The sequence below is a fragment of the Pseudomonas mandelii genome (assembly GCF_006438925.1).
Classification (GTDB): Bacteria; Pseudomonadota; Gammaproteobacteria; order Pseudomonadales; family Pseudomonadaceae; genus Aquipseudomonas; species Aquipseudomonas mandelii_C.
Genome location: NZ_RCZA01000004.1, coordinates 484951 through 508958 on the forward strand (window position 1 = coordinate 484951; position 24008 = coordinate 508958).

The 24008-nt window shown below is 56.8% G+C and carries 21 protein-coding genes and 2 pseudogenes; 9 read left to right on the forward strand and 14 right to left on the reverse strand.

Annotated elements, in window-relative coordinates; all coding sequences use genetic code 11:
* Window positions 1-81 precede the first annotated feature (81 nt).
* Complete coding sequence (locus EAH74_RS12305; RefSeq protein WP_140678682.1) at window positions 82-1119, forward strand: alpha/beta hydrolase family protein; 1038 nt, start codon at window positions 82-84, stop codon at window positions 1117-1119.
* A 109-nt stretch (window positions 1120-1228) separates the two neighbouring features.
* On the opposite strand, the gene EAH74_RS12310 is transcribed toward EAH74_RS12305, so the two are convergent.
* Window positions 1229-2416, reverse strand: coding sequence for an MFS transporter (locus EAH74_RS12310; protein WP_140678684.1), 1188 nt, complete (start codon window positions 2414-2416; stop codon window positions 1229-1231).
* A 218-nt stretch (window positions 2417-2634) separates the two neighbouring features.
* On the reverse strand, window positions 2635-4224 hold the full coding sequence (locus EAH74_RS12315; protein WP_123365020.1) for an ABC-F family ATPase: 1590 nt from the start codon (window positions 4222-4224) through the stop codon (window positions 2635-2637).
* 497 nt (window positions 4225-4721) lie between these two features.
* Here EAH74_RS12315 and lpxO point away from each other — a divergent pair, with 497 nt between their 5' ends.
* Window positions 4722-5621: a lipid A hydroxylase LpxO gene (gene lpxO / locus EAH74_RS12320; protein WP_140678686.1), complete on the forward strand. Its 900-nt coding sequence runs from the start codon at window positions 4722-4724 to the stop codon at window positions 5619-5621.
* 120 nt (window positions 5622-5741) lie between these two features.
* On the opposite strand, the gene EAH74_RS12325 is transcribed toward lpxO, so the two are convergent.
* Complete coding sequence (locus EAH74_RS12325) at window positions 5742-6590, reverse strand: Ku protein (protein ID WP_140678688.1); 849 nt, start codon at window positions 6588-6590, stop codon at window positions 5742-5744.
* A gap of 203 nt (window positions 6591-6793) precedes the next feature.
* Between EAH74_RS12325 and EAH74_RS12330 the strand changes: the two genes are divergently transcribed.
* Both EAH74_RS12330 and EAH74_RS12335 read left to right on the forward strand, forming a co-directional pair.
* On the forward strand, window positions 6794-7150 hold the full coding sequence (locus EAH74_RS12330) for a hypothetical protein (RefSeq protein WP_140678690.1): 357 nt from the start codon (window positions 6794-6796) through the stop codon (window positions 7148-7150).
* 51 nt (window positions 7151-7201) lie between these two features.
* A complete protein-coding gene (locus tag EAH74_RS12335) occupies window positions 7202-8353 on the forward strand; it encodes a PQQ-dependent sugar dehydrogenase (RefSeq protein WP_140678692.1) in 1152 nt (383 codons plus the stop codon).
* 154 nt (window positions 8354-8507) lie between these two features.
* Here EAH74_RS12335 and rimI read toward each other — a convergent pair whose 3' ends face one another.
* Entirely contained in the window at window positions 8508-9605 is a 1098-nt protein-coding gene (gene rimI / locus EAH74_RS12340; protein WP_140678694.1) for a ribosomal protein S18-alanine N-acetyltransferase, read from the reverse strand.
* A 92-nt stretch (window positions 9606-9697) separates the two neighbouring features.
* On the opposite strand from rimI, the gene EAH74_RS12345 reads away from it, so the two are divergent.
* Both EAH74_RS12345 and EAH74_RS12350 read left to right on the forward strand, forming a co-directional pair.
* Window positions 9698-11272 carry a RimK family protein gene (locus EAH74_RS12345; protein ID WP_140678695.1) on the forward strand — a complete coding sequence of 525 codons (1575 nt, stop codon included), beginning with the start codon at window positions 9698-9700 and terminating at the stop codon, window positions 11270-11272.
* A gap of 7 nt (window positions 11273-11279) precedes the next feature.
* Window positions 11280-12203 carry a magnesium transporter CorA family protein gene (locus EAH74_RS12350; protein ID WP_140678697.1) on the forward strand — a complete coding sequence of 308 codons (924 nt, stop codon included), beginning with the start codon at window positions 11280-11282 and terminating at the stop codon, window positions 12201-12203.
* A gap of 145 nt (window positions 12204-12348) precedes the next feature.
* On the opposite strand, the gene EAH74_RS12355 is transcribed toward EAH74_RS12350, so the two are convergent.
* Window positions 12349-12684, reverse strand: a complete 336-nt coding sequence (locus EAH74_RS12355) for a DUF2834 domain-containing protein (RefSeq protein WP_140678699.1) — start codon at window positions 12682-12684, stop codon at window positions 12349-12351.
* Window positions 12685-13037: 353 nt separating this feature from the next.
* Here EAH74_RS12355 and ilvA point away from each other — a divergent pair.
* Window positions 13038-14030: pseudogene (gene ilvA / locus EAH74_RS12360) on the forward strand (threonine ammonia-lyase, biosynthetic); the annotation flags it as partial.
* Window positions 14031-14054: 24 nt separating this feature from the next.
* On the opposite strand, the gene EAH74_RS12365 reads toward ilvA, so the two are convergent.
* On the reverse strand, window positions 14055-14360 hold the full coding sequence (locus EAH74_RS12365) for an NIPSNAP family protein (RefSeq protein WP_033055038.1): 306 nt from the start codon (window positions 14358-14360) through the stop codon (window positions 14055-14057).
* A 29-nt stretch (window positions 14361-14389) separates the two neighbouring features.
* Window positions 14390-14872 (reverse strand): serine protease inhibitor ecotin, encoded by a 483-nt coding sequence (gene eco / locus EAH74_RS12370; protein WP_140678703.1) that lies wholly within the window; start codon window positions 14870-14872, stop codon window positions 14390-14392.
* Between the two features lie 305 nt (window positions 14873-15177).
* Between eco and EAH74_RS12375 the strand changes: the two genes are divergently transcribed.
* Window positions 15178-15447 carry a DUF1652 domain-containing protein gene (locus EAH74_RS12375; protein WP_134419986.1) on the forward strand — a complete coding sequence of 90 codons (270 nt, stop codon included), beginning with the start codon at window positions 15178-15180 and terminating at the stop codon, window positions 15445-15447.
* On the opposite strand, the pseudogene EAH74_RS12380 reads toward EAH74_RS12375, so the two are convergent.
* Together EAH74_RS12380 and EAH74_RS12385 are read right to left on the reverse strand one after the other, a co-directional pair.
* A pseudogene (locus tag EAH74_RS12380) lies at window positions 15444-15838 on the reverse strand (hypothetical protein). The gene EAH74_RS12375 and the pseudogene EAH74_RS12380 overlap by 4 nt on opposite strands.
* A gap of 91 nt (window positions 15839-15929) precedes the next feature.
* Complete coding sequence (locus tag EAH74_RS12385; RefSeq protein WP_140678705.1) at window positions 15930-16199, reverse strand: DUF2790 domain-containing protein; 270 nt, start codon at window positions 16197-16199, stop codon at window positions 15930-15932.
* Window positions 16200-16707: 508 nt separating this feature from the next.
* Between EAH74_RS12385 and EAH74_RS12395 the strand changes: the two genes are divergently transcribed.
* Window positions 16708-17004, forward strand: a complete 297-nt coding sequence (locus EAH74_RS12395; RefSeq protein WP_140678707.1) for a hypothetical protein — start codon at window positions 16708-16710, stop codon at window positions 17002-17004.
* 99 nt (window positions 17005-17103) lie between these two features.
* Here the strand turns inward: EAH74_RS12395 and EAH74_RS12400 are convergent, their stop codons facing one another.
* From EAH74_RS12400 to EAH74_RS12420, 5 genes are read right to left on the reverse strand one after another with little or no spacing between them, the layout of a single operon-like run.
* On the reverse strand, window positions 17104-19332 hold the full coding sequence (locus EAH74_RS12400) for a lipase family protein (protein ID WP_140678709.1): 2229 nt from the start codon (window positions 19330-19332) through the stop codon (window positions 17104-17106).
* A gap of 10 nt (window positions 19333-19342) precedes the next feature.
* The gene (locus EAH74_RS12405) at window positions 19343-20203 is read right to left on the reverse strand and encodes a hypothetical protein (protein WP_140678711.1); all 861 of its coding nucleotides are present in this window, start codon (window positions 20201-20203) and stop codon (window positions 19343-19345) included.
* A complete protein-coding gene (locus EAH74_RS12410; protein WP_140678713.1) occupies window positions 20196-21056 on the reverse strand; it encodes a hypothetical protein in 861 nt (286 codons plus the stop codon). The genes EAH74_RS12405 and EAH74_RS12410 overlap by 8 nt, the downstream gene beginning before the upstream one ends.
* Complete coding sequence (locus tag EAH74_RS12415; RefSeq protein WP_140678715.1) at window positions 21053-21895, reverse strand: DUF4123 domain-containing protein; 843 nt, start codon at window positions 21893-21895, stop codon at window positions 21053-21055. The genes EAH74_RS12410 and EAH74_RS12415 overlap by 4 nt, the downstream gene beginning before the upstream one ends.
* Entirely contained in the window at window positions 21892-23964 is a 2073-nt protein-coding gene (locus EAH74_RS12420) for a type VI secretion system tip protein VgrG (RefSeq protein ID WP_140678717.1), read from the reverse strand. The genes EAH74_RS12415 and EAH74_RS12420 overlap by 4 nt, the downstream gene beginning before the upstream one ends.
* Between the last annotated feature and the right edge of the window lie 44 nt (window positions 23965-24008).

Sequence of the window (24008 nt, forward strand, 5' to 3'; positions counted from 1 at the left end):
TTTCGGAATTTCATTAAATAGTGGCCCGAGTTATGCAATCGAGGGTTAACGTCCCCGGTCAGTAGCCAGGTGGAGCCTTCCATGGTGCGTCTTTGTGCAACCTTACTGATTTGCCTGCTCAGCAGCCTGAACTCAGTGCACGCCGCGCCTGCGCCGCATCCTCACTGGAGCGTCGGCTTCCATGAGATGAGCTTTCTCGACCCTCTGGACTTGCAGCCGATGCGCGCCATCGCCTTCTATCCCTCCAGCGACAAGGAGCACTCCAGCATCCTTGAGGGCTACACGGTCGAAGCGGGCGAAGACACCCGAGTCGCCATCGGTCGTTTCCCGATGCTGATGCTGTCCCACGGCAACACCGGAACACCGCTGGCCTTGCACGACCTCGCCACGTCGCTGGCACGCAAAGGGTTTGTGGTGGTGGCGGTGATCCATCCCGGCGACAACTCCAAAGACCACAGCCGCCTCGGTACGTTGAGTAACCTTTACGGTCGGCCCATCCAGATTTCCGAAGCCATTACCGAGACGCTGGGCGACCGTATGCTCGCGCCCTTCGTCAACGCCGATCAGGTGGGTGTGATCGGCTATTCGGCGGGTGGGGAGACTGCGCTGATTCTGTCCGGCGCGACACCAGACCTGGACCGTCTGCGCCGCTATTGTCAGGAACGCCCGGACGACCGCGATGCCTGCAACACCCAAGGCGAATTGATTGCTGACCGTGATGACTTGCAACCGGTGGCTGACCCGCGGGTTCGCGCCTTGCTGCTCATGGCGCCGCTCAGCCTGAAGTTTGGTCGCCATACCCTGGCCGACGTGCATGTGCCGGTGCTTCTGTACAGCGGCGACGGCGACAAACTGGTAGCGTTCGACAAGAATGCCGCCGCCCTGGCGCGCAAACTGCCGATCGCACCGGACTTCAAGTTGCTGGTCGGGGCAGGGCACTTCGTGTTCCTGGCGCCTTGCAACGAAGAGCAAATCATCGCCATGCCGGCGCTGTGCACCGATGCCGATGGCGTCGACCGCAAAGACATCCATCGCACCATGGTGTCCGAGGCCGGGCGTTTCTTCGCTCACGCGCTTGCCAAGCCGACCCGGGCCGGGATGCAGACCGCCGATCAATAAGATTCACAGATCCCTTTGTAGGAGCTGCCGAAGGCTGCGATCTTTTGACGTTGCTTTTTTAAGATCAAAAGATCGCAGCCTTCGGCAGCTCCTACATGGATTGCGTGAATCACGTCATTGCACGGCGCTTGAGTAACAACGTCAAACCGAGGCCAGTCACCGACAACAACGCCGCGCTGAAGAAAATCCACGAGTACCCCAGATTCAACGCCACGGCGCCCATCAACGGCCCGGCAATCGCCAGCGCCAGGTCGAAAAACACCGCGTAAGCACTCAATCCCGCCCCGCGACTGGAGTTGGGCACTTGCTTGATCGCTTCGACCCCCAGCGCCGGATACACCAGCGACAGACCGAACCCGGTCAGGCCTGCGCCGATCAGCGCATAACCGGTCGAAGGCGCGAGCCACAGCAACACCAGGCCCACCGTTTCAATGCTCATACAGGCAACGGCCGAGGTGAACCCACCGAAACGGCTGATGCTGGAGATGAACAACAGTCGCGCCAGAATGAAACACACGCCGAACACCGTCAGGCAGTAAGCCGCGCCGGCCCAGCCACGGCTGACGTAATACAGGGTAATAAAGGTGGTTAACGTGCCATAACCGATGGAGGCGAGGCTCAGGCTCGCGCCGAACGGCGCAATGCGCCCGAACACCGCCCAGAACGGCAGGCGCTCGCCGCGAATCACCGGTACCGAGGGTTTGTTTCGGATCAGCAACAACGCCGCCAGCGCCAGCACCGAAAGCGCGATCCCAAGACTGGCGAACCCCAGCTCGCCAACCATCACCACGCCCAGCGGCGCACCAATGGCGATGGCGCCGTAGGAGGCGATGCCGTTCCAGGAGATCGATCGCGCGGTATGTTCAGCGCCCACCTGACCCATGCACCAACTGATGGTGCCGACCCCGATCAATCCCTGGGCAATCCCCAGCAACAAGCGGCCGGCGATCAGGATCAACAGGCTCAGCAACGGAAAGCTTTGCAGCAGCGTTGAAATCAACGTCAGCACGCCGCTCAACACAATCCCCGATAACCCGTAAACAATCGCCCGCTTGGTGCCGATGCTGTCCGACAGCCGCCCGGCCATCGGGCGGCTGAGCAGGGTGGCCAGGTATTGCGAGCCGATGGTCAGCCCCGCGATGATCGCGCTGAAACCCAGCTGCTCATGGACATACCCTGGCAACACCGCAATCGGCAGACCGATGCAGAGGAAGGCAATAAAGGTATAAAAGACGATGGAGACGATCTGCAGGGTGATCGCCATGGAGCTTTGCGGTGGCAGTTGCTGCACAGACATGAGGGCTCGTTCGCGGGCGGCGGTAGGAGAACTGCATCATGGCGCGGGCTGCGAATAAAAGGAAGCAGGCTAACGATAAGATCAAAAGATCGCAGCCTTCGGCAGCTCCTACATTGGAATGCGTCCCCTGTAGGAGCTGCCGAAGGCTGCGATCTATTGATCTTCAAGCAATAAAAAGCCCCGTCACCAGGACAGGGCTTTCCATTTTCAGCCGGTGCTTAGAACACAACGCCCTGGCTACGCAGGTAATCGTCATAGGTGCCGCTGAAGTCGATCACGCCGCTGGCGCTCAACTCGATGATGCGGGTGGCCAGGGACGATACGAACTCACGGTCGTGGCTGACGAAGATCAGCGTGCCCGGGTAGTTCTCCAGCGCCAGGTTCAGCGCCTCGATGGATTCCATGTCCAAGTGGTTGGTCGGTTCGTCCATGATCAGCACGTTCGGCTTTTGCAGGATCAGCTTGCCGAACAGCATGCGACCTTGCTCACCACCGGAGATGACCTTGACCGACTTGAGGATCTCGTCGTTGGAGAACAGCATACGGCCGAGGGTACCGCGAACGATTTGCTCGCCGCCCTGAGTCCACTGGCCCATCCAGTCGAACAGGTTGCAGTCGTCTTCGAAATCGTGCGCGTGGTCCTGGGCGTAGTAGCCCAGTTCCGCAGCGTCGGTCCACTTCACGGTACCGGCATCCGGGGTCAGTTCATTGACCAGGGTGCGCAGCAGGGTGGTTTTACCGATACCGTTCGGGCCGATGATCGCCACGCGCTCGCCAGCTTCAACCTGGAAGCTGAAGTCCTTGAACAGTGTCTTGCCGTCGAAGCCTTTGGCCATGCGCTCGACGATGACCGCCTGACGGTGCAGCTTCTTGGTTTGTTCGAAACGGATGAACGGGCTCACACGGCTCGAAGGCTTGACTTCGGCCAGTTGGATCTTGTCGATCGCCTTCGCGCGGGAAGTGGCCTGCTTGGCTTTCGAGGCGTTGGCCGAGAAGCGGCTGACGAACGATTGCAGTTCGGAGATCTGCGCTTTCTTCTTGGCGTTGTCCGACAGCAGTTGCTCGCGGGACTGGGTCGCCACGGTCATGTACTCGTCGTAGTTGCCCGGGAACAGGCGCAGCTCGCCGTAATCCAGGTCAGCCATGTGGGTGCACACGCTGTTCAGGAAGTGACGGTCGTGAGAGATGATGATCATCAGGCTGGAGCGCTGGGTCAGGATGTTTTCCAGCCAGCGGATGGTGTTGATGTCCAGGTGGTTGGTCGGTTCGTCGAGCAACAGCACTTCAGGATCGGAGAACAGCGCCTGAGCCAGCAATACGCGCAGTTTCCAGCCTGGGGACACTTCGCTCATCGGGCCGAAGTGCTGCTCGATGCCGATACCCAGGCCCAGCAACAGTTCGCCAGCACGGGATTCGGCGGTGTAGCCGTCCATTTCGGCGAACTCGGTTTCCAGCTCTGCAACGGCCATGCCGTCTTCTTCGGTCATTTCCGGCAGCGAGTAGATACGGTCGCGCTCGGCCTTGACCTTCCACAGCTCTTCGTGACCCATGATCACGGTATCGATCACGGTGAATTCTTCGTAGGCGAACTGGTCCTGGCGCAATTTACCCAGACGCACGTTCGGCTCGAGCATGACCTGGCCGCCGGACGGCTCGAGGTCATTGCCGAGGATTTTCATGAAAGTCGACTTGCCGCAACCGTTGGCGCCGATCAGGCCGTAGCGGTTACCCGCGGCGAATTTGACCGAAACGTTTTCGAATAGCGGCTTGGCGCCGAACTGCATCGTGATGTTAGCTGTAGAGATCAAAGGTTTTTCCTGCGAAGCATTCAGAGTAGCTAGGGTTGCGGCAGTACCGATTCAGTACCCGTTTCCGGTTTTCGAACCACAGGAAATGCATCCCGGTCAGAAGCGGAAGGTCCATCTGGCAATAAGTGGACAGCAGCATATGGAGCGCTTGGCCCGAGTCGAAGTGCGCTGAGACGGGGTTCATTCCCGTCATCAACCAAGGGGGGCGCGTAATGTTTGGCGGCGATTGTACTGGTCTGGCTCTTTAAACGATAGGGCGTTAAGGCCGCACGGCCACTTTGGCAGCATCAGTGGACAGATTTTCACAGTTGAAGGTTAACTATTGGTTACAAACTGTGGCTAAAATGCCATCTATCACCCGATGCCGACAGGCGGCATGGGCTCAAGGACGCGCCATCCGGGACCGTTGTTTCGTATTCAGACACTGCACAAGACCCTTGGGCCGATTGGCCGGCAAGGGACGCAGTTTGTTCACTTCTGACATGTGACGATTTTTTGTGAAATTGATCATTGCCGCTATTTACGTTGTTTCCATTGCGTACGTTCACTTGCACGGACGCGTGCGTCACAAGCTGGGCCGCCAACTGAGCGACCACTCGACGTTTCTGGCGCCGATCAACTGTTTCCTTTATCTGTTCTCGAAGATCCCCAACAAGCCTTATCTGAACCCGGCAGACTTTCCCGATCTGAGTCCGTTGCAAGACCATTGGGAAGAAATTCGCGCCGAGGGCCAGAACCTGCTCAGGGCCGGGGAGATCAAGCGCTCGAATCAGTACGACGACGTCGGCTTCAACTCGTTCTTCAAGACGGGCTGGAAACGTTTCTACCTGAAGTGGTATGGCGACAGCCATCCTTCGGCTATGAAACTCTGTCCGCGCACCACCGAACTGGTGCAAAGCATCGGCTCGATCAAGGCTGCGATGTTTGCCGAGCTGCCACCGGGTTCGAAACTGGTCCGTCACCGCGATCCGTATGCGGGTTCCTACCGCTATCACCTGGGCCTGGCAACACCGAACGATGCCGGTTGCTATATCAACGTCGATGGCGAGAACTACCACTGGCGCGACGGTGAAGCGGTCATGTTCGATGAGACCTTCATTCATTACGCCGAAAACACCACCGAGCAGAACCGCATCATTCTGTTCTGCGACGTTGAGCGGCCGATGAAGTATCGCTGGACGGCGGCGTTCAATCGCTGGTTCAGCCGTAGCGTGATGGCGGCAGCGGGCGCGCCGAACGATGTGGGTGACAAGACCGGCGGTATCAACCGCTTGTTCACCAAAATCTACAAGATTCGCCTGCGCGGCAAAGCGCTGAAGAAGCGCAACCGCAAGCTCTATTACCTGGAGAAGTGGGCGATTTTCGGTGGCCTGTTGGCGATTATCGTTCTGATCTGAGTTTTGCGTTACGTCGGAAGACGCCATCGCGAGCAAGCTCGCTCCCACAGTTAACCGCGATCACCTGTGGGAGCGAGCTTGCTCGCGATGGGGCCATAACATCCACCGCAAAACCATCAATCAGCCACGAGAAGTCTTCGTGGCTTTTTTGTTTGGGGCCGGCTTCGTTTTGCCCGTGCTCTTGCCGCCGAGGCTGCGTTTAAGCAGCTCGGTCAGATCGATAACGTCTGCGGTTTTGCGCTCCTCTTCGTCAGTCGCCGTTTCGACATCTTCGATTTTTCCTTCGTTGGCCTTTTTCTCCACCAAGGCCATGATCTTGTCTTCAAAACTGTCGCGATAATCCTCGGGTTTCCAGTCTGCGCTCATGTCTTGAACCAGTCGTTTGGCCATGTCGAGTTCACCTTTGGCCAGTTCGGGCTTGGTGACTTCACTGCCCAACTCAAGCGTATCCAGACTTCGCACTTCGGCAGGCCAGCGCAGCATCACCAATACCATCGCCGATTCCAGCGGCATCAGCGCGGCAAGGTGTTGGCGCGTGTGCAGCACAACATGAGCCAGGGCGACTTTATTGGTTTTGCTTAACGTTTCGCGCAACAGCGCATAGACCTTGCCACCGCGTTTATCCGGCGCGAGGTAGTAGGGCGTATCGATGTTTTGCAGGGGGATCTGCTCGCTGTCGACAAAGGAAAAGATGTCGATGGTCTGAGTGGACAGAGGGTGCGCCGACTTGATTTCCTCTTCGCTGAGGACCACATACCGACCCTTTTCATACTGCACACCTTTAACGATGTGTTCCTTGGTCACTTCCTTGCCGGTGACCTTGTTGACGCGCTTGTAGCCCACCGGGTCCATGCTGCGGCTGTCGAGCCAGTCGAAATCCACCCCTTGCGAGGACGTCGCCGAGACCAGCGCCACAGGGATATGCACCAGACCGAAACTGATCGCGCCTTTCCAGATTGCCCGTGCCATGGTCGTCTTCTCGCGAGTGATGTTCAGGTGACCTGTGCCGCTGTGCAAAAGTTTCAGCAGGCTGCGACCCGGTCCTGCGGGCGTATCGGCGGTCGGGTCAACTCGTGTTACATCTTGTGAAGGAGGTTTTAGTTAACAAATCCGAACCCCGGGCGTAGCGTGATATCGAAGTTCCTATCCACGCTGATGTCGAGAGGCACCCCATGAACAGATTTGTGCTCGGCTGCACCGCGTTGGCGTTGAGTGGCGTGCTGAGCAATCTGGCCCAGGCTGACACCGCATCGCCACCTTCTTCATTGCTGTTGGCCCAGAGCCCAACGGGCCAGACCAGCAATCCTTACAACAGCCCGATTCGCCGGGCCAATCCCAACAGCATGCAAGGCACGCAACCCAGCGCGCCGGCCATTCGTGGGCCGAACACAGTGCCCGTGCCGCGGCCACCGACCCTTGATAATGGTGGCATCGGCAACCGTTATCCCCAAGACCGGTCGCATCCCGCCACCCCACCGAAATTCATTCCCAACCCACCTCATCGGGACGCAGACACCAGCAACCGTTGAACGGCACGACAGCGATCTTGCCAGCCATTCGAACGACAAAAGGAATCGTGCATGTTGCGTAAAACCCTTCTGGCCACACTGTGCGCCAGCGCACTGATCACCGTCACGGCGCCCGTTTTCGCAGCGCCAACCCAGAATTTTAAAAGCGAGCAGGGCACCCTTGAGGTGACGACAATGACCAAGGGGCTCGAACATCCTTGGGCTTTGGCGTTTCTTCCCGATCGCCAAGGGATGCTGGTGACCGAACGGCCCGGCAACCTGCGGGTGGTCAGCGCCGACGGTAAACTTTCCGCTCCGCTCAGTGGCGTGCCAAAGGTTTGGGCCAAAGGGCAGGGCGGCTTGCTGGATGTGGTGTTGTCGCCCGACTTCAAGCAAGACCGCACAGTCTATCTGTCGTATGCCGAAGGGGGTGGTGAGGGCGACAAGGCCGGGACGGCGGTCGGGCGCGGACGTTTGTCCGACGACCTGACGGCCCTCAAGGATTTCAAAGTGATCTTCCGTCAGGAACCCAAGCTTTCAGTCGGTAACCACTTCGGCTCCAGGTTGGTGTTTGATCGCGACGGCTATCTGTTTATCACCCTTGGCGAGAACAATGACCGGCCGACCGCCCAAGACCTCGACAAGCTGCAAGGCAAGGTCGTGCGGATCTACCCGGACGGCAAGGTGCCGGATGACAATCCCTTTGTCGGTCAGGCCGGCGTACGCCCGGAAATCTGGTCCTACGGTCATCGCAATCCACAAGGCGCGGCGCTCAATCCCTGGACCGGCACCCTCTGGGAAAACGAGCACGGTCCCCAGGGTGGCGATGAAATCAACATCATCGAGCGAGGCAAGAACTATGGCTGGCCGATGGCAACCCATGGCATCAACTATTCCGGCCAGCCGATACCGGAAGCCAAGGGCAAGTCCGCCGAAGGCACCGTCGCCCCGCACCATGTCTGGGAAAAGTCCCCCGGCCTCAGCGGCATGGCGTTCTACGACGCTGACCGCTTCAAGGCCTGGCAGCACAACGTGTTTATCGGCGCGTTAGTGAGCCAGGAGTTGATCCGCTTGCAGTTCGATGGCGACAGGGTGGTTCACGAAGAGCGCTTGCTGGGCGAACTCAACAAGCGCATTCGCGATGTGCGGCAAGGGCCGGACGGGTATTTGTATGTGTTGACCGATGAGGACGATGGGGCCCTGTACAAGATCGGACTGAAGTAACCGATTCCTGTAGCAGCTGGCGAAGCCTGCGTTCGGCTGCGCAGCAGTCGCCAACCCGGTCACCTCGGTCTAACTGAACCACCGTGGTGGATGGTTTTACGACTGCTGCGCAGCCGAACGCAGGCTTCGCCAGCTGCTACAGGGATTGTGACACTCATGATCGGGCGTACAGGACCACTGCCGCACGCAACTTGCCTCGTCCGAAGCTGCTCATCTTGTCGAACTCCCCATGGCTGACCGGCAAATGCTGGCAGTCCATGGGTTGGCGATGCTGGCTGTGGTCGACATCCGGGTCATGCAGGTAAACGAACTCTTCATCGCAATCGGTGACGATCACCCAATGCGGCGATTTGGAACGTGTCAGGCGGTAGCTGCTGATGAGTACCAGCGGCTGCCCGCCACCGTTCAGTAAACCCGGAAGATCCAGCGGCCCGCCGATCACCTGTTCGACGTCAGTGGTGTGCAGCTGCGCCGTAAACTCCTCGTGCACCAGGCGCATTACCTCTTTTTTATGCGCATCGCGTACGCCATCGAGAAACAGTGGCCCGGTCATGCTCAGTTGCAGTCGCACCCGAAACCCTCTTTGCCATGCCGCCAGCGCCAAGCCTTGAGGGCTGCAGCCACCATGGCCGGAGGTCATGAACACGGTGGTCGCTTCGCGCCAGATCTGCAGTTCTTCGCGACGCTCCGGCACGCGATCCGCTTGCAGCGCGCCCATGGCCATCAGTAGACAGGCCGGGCCGCAGGTGAAATCGGTGGTCTGCGGGTACCAGGGCACCTTGATGTTGCGTGAGTCGCGGTGCTGGAGGATGCGCTTCTCCAGTCGCAGCGCGTCGGCGTGGTCCTGGTAATAGTCGTGAATCAGTGCAAAGCGTCGATAACCATTGCGCTCATACAGGGCAATCGCTGCCGGGTTGTCGATGCGTACTTCCAGCCGCAGGTAGGCGCAGTCGTGCTCAAGGGCGCAGGCCTCGACGCGTTCGAGCAACTGCCTGCCCAGGCCGCTGCCGCGCGCGTCGGTGGCGATCGCAATCGAGTAAAGACGCGCCAGGGAAGTGCCCCGGTGAAACAGCACCACGGCGTAACCGACCAGGTGCTCGCCACGCTGGGCCACCAGCAGTTGCCCGTGGGCCCGCGTGATCATCCATTGAAAACTGCGACGGTTAAGCCGATCCGTGGTGAAACAGTGTTGTTCGAGTTCCAGCAGCGCCGGTAAGTCTTCAACGACCGCCAAGCGAAAAACCAGATTCATATGACCACCGTAAAAGTTGCGTAACGAAACGGGACTTTCTAAAAAGTTCGTGCTTAATAGGAAAGGTCTTGTTCTCCAACGGATCAATCACTATGTCAGCGGTACTGGGTCATTGGCGCGAAGTATCCGAGCAAACTTTGCCGGCAGCAACTTATTTAAATGACGGTGTTAGAACTTCCAGCCAGTTGATTATCATCGTCGAACGCAAGGAAGACTGGACCTCCTACTTCCCCAGTGAAGACATCGTGACGGCTCAGGAATACCTCGAAAAAACCCGTGATGACGAGCGGGGCAAGCGGATCCAGGTGATCAACCTGTGCCGCAGCTACAAGTACCTGGGGCACGGTTACTATTGCTCGCTACTGGCCGAAGCCCGTGGACACAAGGTGATTCCGTCGGTGCGGACCATCAGCGAACTGACTCGAAAATCCTTGTACGGCCTGGCCCTGGATGATCTGGATAAAACCCTGGAAAAAGCCCTCAGTCATCATCTTTACAGCGATACCGAAGGCTTTACCTTGACACTGTACTTTGGCAAGACTCATATCGAGCCGTTACAGGATCTGGCGCGACAGTTGTTTGAAGTATTTCCGTGTCCGATATTACTAGTTGAATTTCGTCGAACTAACGGCTGGCACATTGAAGGGATAAAGTCCGGCGCCTTACATAAGTTACGCGAAGATCAGGAAGACCAGTTCGCCAACTCCCTGGACAGTTTCAGCCGCAAGATCTGGCGCGTGCCGCGTTCCCGGCGTTTGGCCCGTTATGACCTGGCCATCCTGCACGATCCCCAAGAAGCGTTGCCGCCGTCCAATGCCAAGGCGCTGGACAACTTCGTCAGGGTTGGCAAGACGTTGGGCATCGACGTCGAACTGATCGAGCGCAAGGACTATGCACGTATTGCCGAATACGACGGGTTGCTGATCCGCGAGACCACAAGCGTCGACAACCACACCTACCGCTTCGCCAAGAAAGCCGAGAGCGAAGGGTTGGTGGTGATGGACGATCCGGCGTCGATTCTGCGTTGCACCAACAAGGTGTACCTGACCGATCTGCTCAAGAGCCACCAACTGGGTATGCCCGCCACCGAAATTCTCTATAAAGAGCGACCGGAAGACTTCGAGCGGGTTGGCGAGCGCCTCGGTTTCCCGTTGGTGTTGAAGATCCCCGACGGCTGTTTCTCTCGGGGTGTGATCAAGGTCGAAAGCCAGCAAGCCTTGCTCGAAGCCACGGCCGAACTGTTCGAGCATTCGGTACTATTGCTGGCTCAGGAATTCTTCTACACCGAATACGACTGGCGCATCGGCGTGCTCAACCGCAAACCCATCTTTGCCTGCCAGTACTTCATGTCCAAGGGCCATTGGCAGATCTACAACCACAAGGCAAAGGGCCAGGACATCAATGGCGAATGCCGTACCTTGGCGGTTCACGAAGCACCGCGGGCGGTGGTGGAGCTGGCGGTGAAGACCGCGAACCTGATCGGCGATGGCCTCTACGGTGTCGACCTCAAGCAGTCCGGCGACAAAGTGGTGGTGATCGAGGTCAACGACAACCCGAACATGGACGCCGGCATCGAAGACGCTTACTTGCAGGACGATCTGTATTCACTGGTGCTGGAAGAGTTCGTCCGTCGCCTGGAACTCAAGCGCCGCGGCCAGGCCTGGTGAGCTGCGGATGATCAAGAGCTTTCAACTGATCCACGGAGTCCTGCACAAAGTCGAACGGCTGGACGCCGAAGTGATGTTGTTCAGCAATCCCGATGCGGCCGAACGGGATCTGCTGCACAGCCATTTCAAAGTCGATGAACACGCCCTGGCCTCGGCCCTGGACCCCGACGAAGTGTCACGAATCGAGTTTCACCCCGACAACCTGTTCCTGATCTGGAAACGCCCGGAAAACTATTCCGGTGCCGGCAGCCTGGCTTTTGAAGTGTCGTCCTGCGGTTTGCTGTTTTCCGAGCATCGTTTGCTGGTGATCGCCACCGATGACTCGCCGCTGCAAGGGCTCGGCACCCGGCAGCGGCTGAACACACCGCTGGATGTGTTGCTGGATTTGTTGTTCAACAACATCCATCACTACTTGGGCCACTTGAAGGTGATCAAACTGGTTGCCCGTGAGTTGCAGCAAAAATTCAATGCTTCGATGGAAAACCAGCACCTGATCCAGATGTTCAACCTCAGCGAGAGCCTGATCTATTACATCAATGCCATCCACAGCAACGGCGCGGTCCTGACCCGGCTGCGCAACCACGCGGAAAAGGAACACTTCAGCGCCCAGGCCATTGGCCTGATCGACGACCTGATCATCGAAAACAATCAGTGCTACAAACAGGCGGAAATCTACTCCACGGTGTTCTCCGGGCTGATCGACGCCCGGGGCAACCTGATGAACAACAGCATGAACAACCTGCTGCGCAAACTGACGTTGATCAATGTGGTGTTTCTGCCGCTGAACCTGATTGCAAGTATCGGCGGCATGTCCGAGTTCAGCATGATGACGGCGGGCGTGCCGTGGTGGGTTTCGTATCCGTTGTTTCTGACCGCGATGATAATGGGGGCTGGAGTGATGGTGCTCGGGCTCAGGCGGTTGGCGAAATAAATTTGGCGGCTGTCAGATCGCCTTCGCGAGCAAGCTCGCTCCCACATTTTGATCAGGGTGTACGCAAGTTCCGAGTCCGCTACAGAACCCTTGTGGGAGCGGGCTTGCCCGCGATGGCAATCTCAAAAGCACTACAAATCCAGGATCAGACCTCTTGATGGATGGTTACGGATTTCTTCCGATCCTGCAGCCCACGCACCACCAAGTACAACAACGGTCCGATGGAAACAAATATTGCGGTAAGCAACAGATACGGCACCACCGACAACCGTGACCGCCCACGCTTGCGCGCATCTTTGTACATCCAGATCCCCGCGAGCGTCGCCAGCAGGTACAAATCAATCACCACTTGCGCCGTGTCGGGGCGCGACATCAGGCTGATGCCGAAGTCGATCAATGACTGTTCGGCCTGAAGCATCACCGAAACGGTGTAGCCGGCGAATGCGATCAGTGCAATGAGGGGCAGGGCGACAGACTTCATGGTTTCCTTCCTTGGGACGATGAACAGAGTCGGCAGCCTACAGAGGCCGAGTAAAATTGGCCATTGACTTGCCATCGGCGTCCGGCTAATTTCCGGACATGACTTCCACTGTATTGCGCTGCCAGCCAAGCATTATTACCGCCATTCCTTATTTGGCGGGCTAGCTCACGACTGCAGCACCCAACCCGCCCTCGAGGCGGGTTTTTTCTTTCTGTCTCTTGGGTCTTGAACCAACGCCGACCGGCGTAGGAGCTGCCGAAGGCTGCGATCTTTGATCTTGCTTTTAAAAGCAAAAGTAAAAGATCGCAGCCTTCGGCAGCTCCTACGCAGTCGGTGTACGACAGGAGACAACCATGAGCATCCCCGCCCAGCAGACCTTGCTTGAGCACTACGTGAAAAAGATCCTCGCCGCGCCCGTGTATGAACTCGCGGTGTGTACGCCGTTGCAATCGGCGCCAGCGCTGTCCGAGGCGCTCGGCAATCAGATCCTGCTCAAGCGCGAAGACCTTCAGCCGACCTTTTCCTTCAAGATCCGCGGTGCCTATAACAAACTGGTACAACTGAGCGATGAGCAAAAGGCACGCGGTGTGATCACCGCTTCGGCGGGCAATCATGCGCAGGGCGTAGCGCTGGCAGCGCGTGAACTGGGAATTGCGGCGACCATCGTCATGCCGCGTACGACGCCGGAACTGAAGGTGCTCGGTGTACGCAGTCGGGGCGCCGACGCCGTGCTGCACGGTGAGAGTTTTCCGTTTGCCCTGGACTATGCGCTGAACCTGGCACGGCAAACCAGTCGCACCTTTGTCTCGCCCTTCGACGACCCGGACGTGATCGCGGGACAGGGCACCGTCGCCATGGAAATCCTGCGTCAGCATCAAGGTTCACTGGACGCGATCTTCGTCCCCGTGGGTGGTGGCGGCCTGATCGCCGGCATCGCGGCGTACGTCAAATACTTGCGACCTGACGTCCGCATCATCGGCGTCGAGTCGGAGCATTCCGCGTGTTTGTCCGCGGCATTACAGGCCGGCGAGCGAGTTGTCCTGCCAAATGTAGGCACTTTCGCCGACGGTGTCGCCGTCGCCCAGATCGGCGCTTATGGTTTCGAAGTCTGCCGGTTTTGTGTCGATGAGGTGTTGACGGTCAGCAATGACGAACTCTGCGCCGCCATCAAGAATATCTACGACGATACCCGCTCAATCACCGAACCTTCCGGTGCGTTGGCCGTGGCCGGAATCAAGAAGTACGTGGCGCAGACCGGTGCCCGTGGTCAGACACTGGTAGCGATCGACTCAGGCGCCAATATCAATTTCGACAGTTTGCGCCATGTGGCCGAGCGCGCCGCGTTGAGCGGCGCCCCGGCGTGAGCGGTGTCAGGCCAGCAGCGGGCGCAGGAAGGTCCGCTCGTAACTGACGATAAATTTCTTTTCGACCAGCGAAGCTACGAGCGCGGTGCTTTCGGCGTCAGTCATCGCGATATGCCGGTAGCTTTCGTAGTCCGCCAGCGAAGGAAAACTGAACAGGCAGTAGGCGATATTGCTCGCGCCCTCGGAAGGCAGGAAGTACCCGTGGTGCGTACCGCCCAAACGCTCGACGATGCCGAGCCAGGCTTTGGCGTAGGCTTCGAATTCGCTGAGTTGATACGGATCGATCACATATTTGACGTGGCAGGTAATCAAAATGGCGCTCCTGTAACGGGATAGAACGATTATTCCTGAACGGCTTTCTCGACCTTGCTCGACGCCGACCAGATCCGGTAGCGGACTTCGACGTCTTTGGGCACGTAGAGCACGATCGGCAGTTTGCTGTTGTAGCGCAGCATGAAACCGTCACCGACCACCGGCACAAAGTCCTTTTTGCTTTTGCCGTCCGGGCAGGCCATCAGCGTACTCATTGGGCCGATGACTTTTTCCAGTCGGTAGACCGGGTAGCCCCAACCTTCGAGGTTTTTCTCCTCGAGAATGCCGCCCAGGCGTTGGCGATTGCAGTCAACGGTCAGGGTTTTGCCGGCGAGGATTTCGACCTGGTAGCCGTCTTCCTGCGTCTGTGGGGCAAGGTGAATGACCTGGCGGGTGAAACCGCTCTCAGCTTTGGGGAACGGCGCAACCTCTTCTAGTTTCGCGGCGTGAGCGATGGTCGACAGCCCGGCAACAATCAGCCCGACGGTAGTGATATAGGTCAAAGAACCCATGATGCCTCCTTGCGTGCCTGTGGGGTCAGCGGATACTGAATTGATTGGCCGCATTCTTACTGGGGTGGTCGGCCAATGCAAACTTGTCGCTGGATGTATGCAAATTGCAGGGGCACCACAACGCCTTTCTTGCATATTGCAGGGGCTATTTACGTGCGGTTTCGCTAAATCGTTGATTTACCGATGAGCTGCAGTGCGAAATCCAAGGCATGTTTTATGCTGAAGCTGGTCTTAAGCTGACCGGGGATTTCATTGCGTCAGTATCGATAGTTGATCGGCAGTCTCACATTAAGGAGAGGTTCGCCATGTTTCTTTCTGCCTTGGAACTTCGCAATATCATTGAAAGCAGCTTTTTGCCGAAACGTTGTCAATGCACGCTGTCGCCGGACCTGTCGATGACCGTCAAGGTGTATTCCGATCGTGAAACCGATCACCTCGATCTAATGAAGACAGGAATAAATGCCAAACAGCTGAATGGTTGCCGAGAAATCAATGACCTGATAGCTGGACTGCGCTCTGACATGCAGCACCAAACCATTGCCCAGACTCTGCATCCAGACAGAAAAGCGCTTTAACCCACGGTTTCGAGCTCCACCGACACGCGCTTGGTCTGGAGAAACGCCAGACCCAGCGCCAGCTCAACCACCACCGCAAGCAATATGCCCGGACCGGCATGGCCATTGAGCCATTCGCCGAAGCCCAGTGCTGCCAGCCCCAGCAGCCGACCATGAAACCATTGGTCAGCGCATGGCGGGTGATCGAAGGCGACTCGTTTCGAACCAGATAAAACATCACGCCCAATGCCGCGAACAGCATTGCGCTGCGCCGCGCGACAACGCCCACCGCCAACGAGTACTCGATACTCCAGATTGACAGAAACCTGTCCGGCATCAAACCCCAGACCAGGGCCAACAGAAAACACAGCGCGGCGGTAAAAGTCGACAGGGTACGAAACGATAACTGCATGGCGAATCCTTGCGGCAGTGGGGGGAGGCGCTGAGCATAGCGCCAGAACCCCTCACAGGAATACCGCAAAGTATTGAATCAGACCTTTCCGTCAGTTTTGATAACTGCAAGCGTCGGAAAGCTTCCGATAGGAGATTTCCGCAGGCTTGCCCGAGGTGCTATCGATGTACTTCATGTCGGCTGTGACCACTTTGCAATCCAGCGTATTCGGTTCAGTCAGCGCAACGACCTTACCTACGTGAAGCGGCATGCCGTAGTGATAGGGCACGGCCTGGGAGGATGAAGTGTCATTGGCCTGAGCCAGGCCGGCAAACGCGGTGCAGGCGAGGGCGGTGGTGATCAGCAAGGTGCGCATGTTCATGAACGATCTCCGATGCGGGAGGGAAGTCAGCTCGACGTATTGGCGTCGAACCTGCCGCACTGGGCGTCAGAGAACTCTGAGGGCGTGCGGTCCAGTAAAGTTTTGGACCGCGGGGTTAAGCGATGGTTAACCCGACTGAATGCCGCCTGTCGCGAGAAGGTTTCTGACAGAGGTTTCATGTAGGTAAAAAAACTTGGGGGAGCTTCGGCGAGGTCCTACACGCTTGGACTCTTTGTCGTCTTTCGTCGGCAAGGTACCAGCGTTTACTGTTTGACCTCGCTGCAAAATCAGCGAGCAGGTTTGGTCACCTGATTAACACTGCACATATATGTGCCATCATTCGCGCTGCGGACTTCTACGTCTCGTAGTGCGTTGCAATGGTGGCTGTGTGCAGGACGCTTTCGGGCGAGCCGTTTTGAGTGTTAGCGGTTGACCAAGCCTGTACACAGCCGCCTCCATCGTTTGGTCACGGTGCTGGCGATTACTAATTAATGCTCGAGTAATTACTATGCCAACGCTAAATCCATTCCCAGATCGCTATCGCTCAATCAAAAGCAGCGTTACCGAGACAAGCCCAATGGTCATCGACACCGAGGCCAATCCCCAAGACATACTCGAAGCCGCTTTACAGCGTGTCCGAGCCGCCAGCCAGTTGCTTGAAACGCTCCATTGCCAATGCTTCAAGTACGGTGATGTTCAAGATATTCCGCACATTACGCATGCGCTTTATCTTCTGACGCAGGATGGGTCCGATTTGCTGCTGGTTGCGCAGCAGCAGATGATGGGGTGGAAGGCGCCGGTCTGACGTTAGACAAATAAAAAATCCAGCCCTGTAAGGGCTGGATTTTTTGATACGTTATTGCACATGCAGATTCCACACTAAGGGCTCTCACCCCGCATAGACTCAGGCCATGCTAGCGGATTGCGACGAAGGAATTTGCGCAATACGCACTACCACTTGGTTTTCTTTATGCTCCGCCCAACGCTCAACATGTTTCTTGATGTCGGGCAATTCAGCGCGGTCACCATAAACATCCGCCAATTGCAGAGTGGTTGACTCCAACGATGTGACGCGTTGAAGCGTGTTTTCGATTTCCTCCAACTCTGCCTTATTGTGTTTGATTGCTAAATGGATTTCTTTTTGACGAGCCTGAAGATCCGCCATTGAAGAGTTTCGCTGTACAGCAGTAGCCCGGTCGTTCTTTTTGCTGTCGATGGTGCCGCCCGGGAACTCCGTATCAGCAGCTAACTGCCATTTCTCAAGTGCAGCGCGGTAATTTTTTATCTGTGTGCGCATGTTGTCTGCTTCCCTTGCAGTTAGCACCTTACCGCCGCTTGTTTGGGTGTCTTGCCAGCGGCGCAAGGTAGCCCAACAAGCAGGAATGTAACCTCCGAGCATCGTGTGATCAGCGCCATTCATCACTTGTATGCCAAAGTTGCTACGTTCCGGTGTGTCGTTATTTTTTACGTTGGCATAGCAGAGTTGGGTCATTGCCGATTCTTCGAAACCTTCGCAACCGGGAGTCCATAAGACGGAGGAAACCTGATTTCCGGGCAGTCTTAAGGGCATGAAGTAACGCTGCTCACCTTGATGTCGATACGGCTCGCCGCCAAATCTGCTCAAACCAGCACCGAACACGATGCCACCCACGACGGGGGCAACACCGCCGGTTACTGTGGCTGCAATGCCTGTGATCCAGACTGCTTTATTTGTATCCATCCATGCGGCAGGTACGCTTGGCACCGGATCATTGTTATTCACGATTCGATGGTGAACCAGAGACTTGGCACCCTCAACAAACTCGGCATCACCTGCCCGCGGTGAGCCAAAAGTGTAAAGAATGACGTCAGGGTCGTAGTTCCGACGTATCCATTCGGCGACTAACAGTGCAATTGCACCACCGAGGCTGTGACCGCAGACAAGAATTCGCTGATTGCCTGTGCTGAATCGCTCAATGTACCCAGCTAAAAAGGCTTTTACAGCCACGTAACCTTCGTGGAAACCTTGGTGTGCTTTTCCAACACCGTCTTCAACGGGTACTTGCTCAGCATCTCCATCGCGCCAAGCGTCCCATTTTTCTGCCGTTCCACGGACCGCAATAAGGATCATACGGTCATCGTGAGTCGCGTAGGCTTGAGTATCAGTGTTTTTCCAATCAGTCATGCCCTGACGTTGATCGTTGAAGAAATGGACTTCTGAGGGCGTTTTTTGTTCGTCCGCGTTTTTATAGAGGTCCGGGTCGTACGGGATAATCTCCAAACGCTTCGAATAAGGCACATCCTCAACAATGGGGTAATTCACAATTTTAGCATCGGCGTAACGCATAGGCTCCTGATAGCAAGCCAAACATGTCTGAAGAACATGACCCACAGTTCCCACAATAGGAAACGTTACTTCCCCGCCTGGCTCCGGGGATTCGGGTTTTTCCGGATCCTTAGGCGCGTTTGGGTTTTCAGGAACTTGACCGAAAGCTCCGTAACTAAGCGTTGCGAAAAGTGACAGATTGTAAAGATTAAGCGCGCTAAACGCCGGTGCCAGGGAGAGCAGAGGTCTGAAAGCACGTAAGGCCCGCACCTCCAGCACATAATGTTTGTCGGGTAAAAACGCAAGCCCGTACTCGGGCACCTTTCCCTTCCCAAAGTCATACGCAAGTTTTGTCCAGCCATATGGAACAGGTTTAGACAACTTTGCCTCGGGCGGCAAGTGACGTGTATGTTGAACAAACTGGCAAACTTCAACGTTATAAAATTCCGCTTTTTCTGACGCCGCTCTATAAGCACCAGTCTTCGCGCTACTTCCAATAGGGCGGTGTAAGGTTCGCTCAGCGGCAACCTGAAAAGCCGTTAGGGGGATTCGGTAGTTTTTTCGATCTCGAAGATCTTCGTAAAATTCTTCGCCGCCGGGATAAGCCTTTGCTAAGGTCAGCGTCACTGGCCCTTTATAGTTATTACTGATTTTTGCGTATCCATCACCATCGAGCATACCCTCGTATTTCTGGCCCTCCGAATCAGTTAGTTCGTAGTTCAATCCCGCGTAAGGCTTTCCATCGCCGAACTCATCTACAAACCTAAAACTAATCCAACTACCTCTGGCGGGGCAAACTCTCTTATCACACAGATATGGTTCTGTCATTGGGAAGTCCTTATTCCGTGCAGGACGGGTAGACCGTGCACTCGCGTCCGTTCATTTTAAAAGTTTTAAAGGTTGGCGGCGTTTGGCACCGCTTTGAGTTATCCGTGCCTTGACATGGCTTCCACCCATTTGGGGTTTTTATCCACCGATTATCCTTGCTCGGTTCTTCTTCATCGGAGATGCGAAACGTTACTTTTACTTCACTGTCTTTTAGGGTGGATTTTTGCACCGATCCGCCGGGTTTGTTTCGAGAAAAATAATCAGCGGGGACTGTCCAGTCGTTATTTGCAGCACTGCACGACAAGATTTTAGAAATGCCGTCTTTTTGAATTCTTGCAACACTGAGCTGGAACATCCAAGTGCACAGACCTCGAAATTCGGTGTCTCTGGTTAATGCGTTTCTTGATACATCCGAGGGAACAAATTCTCGGATAGATATTCCACCACCGTCTCCACCAATATCCAATGATGAGGTGCCATATCGTCCGTTGATGCTGGTATCTACACGCATCAAGTCCATGACGCAGCCTGCGATGTGATACTCCAAAGGTATATCGAAGCGTTCAGTTTGCTCGATATTTTTAACGTCGATCCGGTCAGTTTTTTGCTGGTGTCTGGTGACTTCTCCACCCAAGCCAGGTACGTAAGTTTTACAGTCCTGTCCTGCCCGTGGTGCATACTGGGCTTTCGATGTAAATCCAAAGTTGGCGGGTGTCGTCGCGACTAAGGTAAAGGATTCTGAGCCATAGTAACTAGTTGCTGCTTCTGCACTGTCTTTGGCCATCGGCCCAGCCCAGCTACAAGCGCCCATCAGTGGAAGAACAAGAAAAAATACTGACTTGGCGCTGCCTGAAAAAAAATTGCTACTCATTAAACGCTCCTTGCTCTGTGCAATTTGGGTAGACGGTGCACTCGCGTCCGTTCAGCTTGAAAGTTCTAAACTCTTTAGTGTTGCCTCGACAGAATCCGTATGGATCGTTTATGCCTTTTCCGAGGCAAGGTTTCCATCCTTCAGCGTGCTTTTGCCAAGCGTCGCCGATTGCAGGTCGCTCCTCGGATGATTGGCGCAGCACAAGTTTTATGACTTTCCCGGGAAGGGAGCTTCTATCGGCGACACCACCAGGCTTGCGCCGCTCAGGTTTATTCTCTGGAACCTGCCATTTCTCATCGGCAGCATTGCAGGACAGAATTTTCTCAATTGCACCTTTCTTGGCTTTAGCAACGCTTATTTGGAAAAGCCATGTGCATAGACCTCTTTGTTCGGAACCATCTAAGGTTGTTTTCGATGCGTTCTTTACAATCGCCAGTCCGCCTGCGTGATCCAATCCATGATCCCAAACGTCAGCACCGTAAGTGGCATTAACCTCATAACTCACTCTGGTAAGCACCATCGAGCAACCAGCAATGTGGTACTCCAACGGGATCTCTGTTGAGACTGTCTGCTCTACGCCTTTTGCCGGAAATTTATCGGATTTCTGTTGTTGTCGAGTAACCAAACCGCCTAAGCCAGGGCTATAAACCTCACAGTCCTGACCCTCTTTCGGTGAATACTGCGCTTTAGAGGTAAAGCCGAAATTCGGGGGAACACTGACGACAAGCGTGAAATGCTCGCGCCCATAACGACTGGCCACATCCTCAATGCTGTTTCGGGCAGCAGATCCCACCCAACTACACGCGCCGAGAAGCAGCACCAATCCCGGCAGCAACCAGAACCTGATTTTCAAACGGCAACGCCTGGCTCAACGAACACCCGCTGACACCGCGCAAAATGCACCTCCGGCGTTTCCCCCGGCAAAGGCTCCCACGCCACATCGTCCATGCACTTGGCGTTCAACCGTCGACTCAGCATCAACTTGCGCTGTTCCGGCGTTTTCCATTGCCACAGATCCAGCAAGTCCATCTGCTCCTCAAGCCACTCGCTGACGACGCGTGTTTCCGCCAGTTCAGCGGCAGCTTCCACGTGGTAGGTCAGCAGCCAGCGCTTGAGGTTGTCGCGCAAGATGCTGCGGGCCTGTTCGCCGGACTCAGGGTTTCGTAACCAGGGCGCCGGATCAGGAGCCGGGTAAACCCCAGGCCGGACGTTGTCGGCGCTCTTCCACTGATCTTCATCCCAAAACAATACGCTAGCGATCGGGCCAAGCAGCAGCGGATATTCGGTTTCTTTGAGGTTGGCCAGGCAGCGGGCGATCACACGGTTGTCCTGGAAACGGAACAACGAGCGTTCGCCGTCTTCGTCGATGATCATCCGCGCTCGCCAGTGTTGGGTCAGGCCGTCGAGGTCGGCGTTGTCCATGCTGCCGATCCAGCCCCAGTTTCGCTGTGGGTCGTCCAGCAGTTTGCGGAAGGCGTCGGCGCTGGGGTTGGACAGTTCGGTCAGCCATGGGCTGATGGCGACGAATTCGGCGTACTGGGTGCCTCGATAGAGTTGCACCGAGCGCTGCATCAGGCCGGCGCTGTACAGCGAGGTGACCGGGTTTGGTTCGGCGAGGCTGTCGAGGGCGAGGATCAGGACTCGGTTGAGCCGGGTTTGTTCGCCGAGCCAGTTGTTCAGTGCGTCGCTCATGCCGCAGTCCCCAGGTCGCATTTGCCTTCACGGCAGGCCTCGCAAATCGGACAGCGGATGTCCCCAGCCGCACGGGCGGCTTTGGCCATGGCCATTTGTACGGCGGCCGGGACGAGCAGGGCGCCTGCTTTGTCCTGGGCGGCGGCCCATGGAATAACAGGAGGGAGAATCTGAATCCCCGTCCCCGCGCCGGGACCACCGCCGGAGTTAACCTTCACCTGCGCACCACTAATCGTCACGCCCCCCGCATCCACCTTCACAAAGCTCCCGCCAGCCTTGGCCGTCAGCTCCATGCCGCCTTCCACGACGACCTTTTCCCCAGCGTTGTAGTGAATCTCCTGACCCGCCTCAACAAACTGCGCCGTCCCCACCTTCACATGCTGAGTCACGCCAACAGTAAGGTGATCATCCGCCCGGGTTTCAGTCTTGCGGTCGAGGTGGGTGATGCGATGTTCTTCAACTTTGAATACGCTTAAAACATTGGCCTCGACTGTGTCATGCCGCTCGTTACCGACACGGATCTTCTGGTCATGCTCAATGTTTTCATCCCAATCGCGCTGGGCATGCACGTAAATCTGTTCCGCACCTTTCTTGTCTTCAATCCGAAACTCGTTGTAACCGTTGCCGCCCGGCGAGCTCAGGGTTTTGAAGGTGCTGCGGGTCTTGTTCGCCGGCAGGTCGTAGGGGACGACGTTTTCCTTGTGGTACAGGCAGCCGGTGATCAGTGGTTGGTCCGGGTCGCCTTCCATAAACGACACCAGTACTTCCATGCCGATGCGCGGGATGGCGATGCCGCCGTAGGCACTGCCGGCCCAGCCGGTGGCGACGCGCAGCCAGCAGCTGGTCTTGTCGTCGGCCTGGCCTTCGCGGTCCCAGTGGAACTGGACTTTGACGCGACCGTATTCGTCGCAGTGGATTTCTTCACCCGCAGGGCCGGTGACGATGGCGGTCTGGCTGCCGAGGACTTTGGGTTTCGGGTGTTCGAGGGCAGGGCGGAAGTGCGCGTCCCACGGGGTGGCGAGGAAGCGGTTGCGGTAGCCCTGGTGGAAATCGTCTTTGTTCTGGGTGACGTCGCTGATGACGTTTGCGCCGAGCACTTGCGGCTGTTTGCCTTCGTGCACCACTTCCAGCAGCAGCCAGAGGTCGTTCCACTCGGCGCGCGGGTGTTCGCTCAGGGCCATGAAGTGGCCGCTGACCAGGGTGGGCTCGTCGCTTTTGCCTTCAGCAAGTTTGTAGTCGCTGCGGTGGCGTTCCAGGGCGCGGGTTGCCAGTTGCTTGCCGCGTTCGCGGTCGGTGAAGCGGCCGGGGTAGTCGTAGTCTTCCAGGTCCGGGGCGTACGTGCTTTTGGCGGAGCCCTCGGGCAGGATGCGCGGTTTCTCGAAGTCGTAATCGCGGCGGCTGACGCGGGTGGTACGGGTTTCCAGGCGCAGGTTGAAGCGCTTGATCACCGTTTTCTCGGCGGCCATGCCGGAGTCTTGCTGATAGGCGACGGGCGCGAGTTTGCGGAACACGGTCTGGTCATCGCCGAACACCAGTTTGTGGCCGCTGGCACTGTGCTGGAAGTGGAAGTGAATGCCTTCTTCTTCGCACAGGCGCTGGATGAAATGCAGGTCGGACTCGTCGTACTGCACGCAGTAATCGCGCTCGGGGTAGATCGCGCCGAGCTGGAAGCTGTAGGCGTCGGCCAGGATGCCGCGCGCTTCGAGGACCTGAGCGATGATCTTCGGCACACTTAAATGCTGGAAAATCTGCTGGTCATGGTTGTGGCGCAGGTAGGCGAGTTGCGGCGCCAGGCTGATGCTGTAGCGGGTCAGGCTTTTGCCGGAGTCGCCTTGCTCGATGCGGTACACCAGGCCGTGGATGATGCCTTTGCCGGTGGCGCCGAAGGTCAGGCAGCCGGGCTTGTGCAGCAACTCTTCGAGTTTCAGGTCGGGGCGCGCGCTGACCAGTTCGATGTCGAAGCAGAACGGTTGATTGAGGGTTTCGCGACCGACGAAGCTGAGTACCTGAAGGTCAACGGAAACGCCTTCCAGCGTCAGGGAAATATGGGTTGCGTTCGCGTCCAGCATGCCTTTAATTCCGTCCTTTGAATAAGCTGGGGCGGATGGTGCAG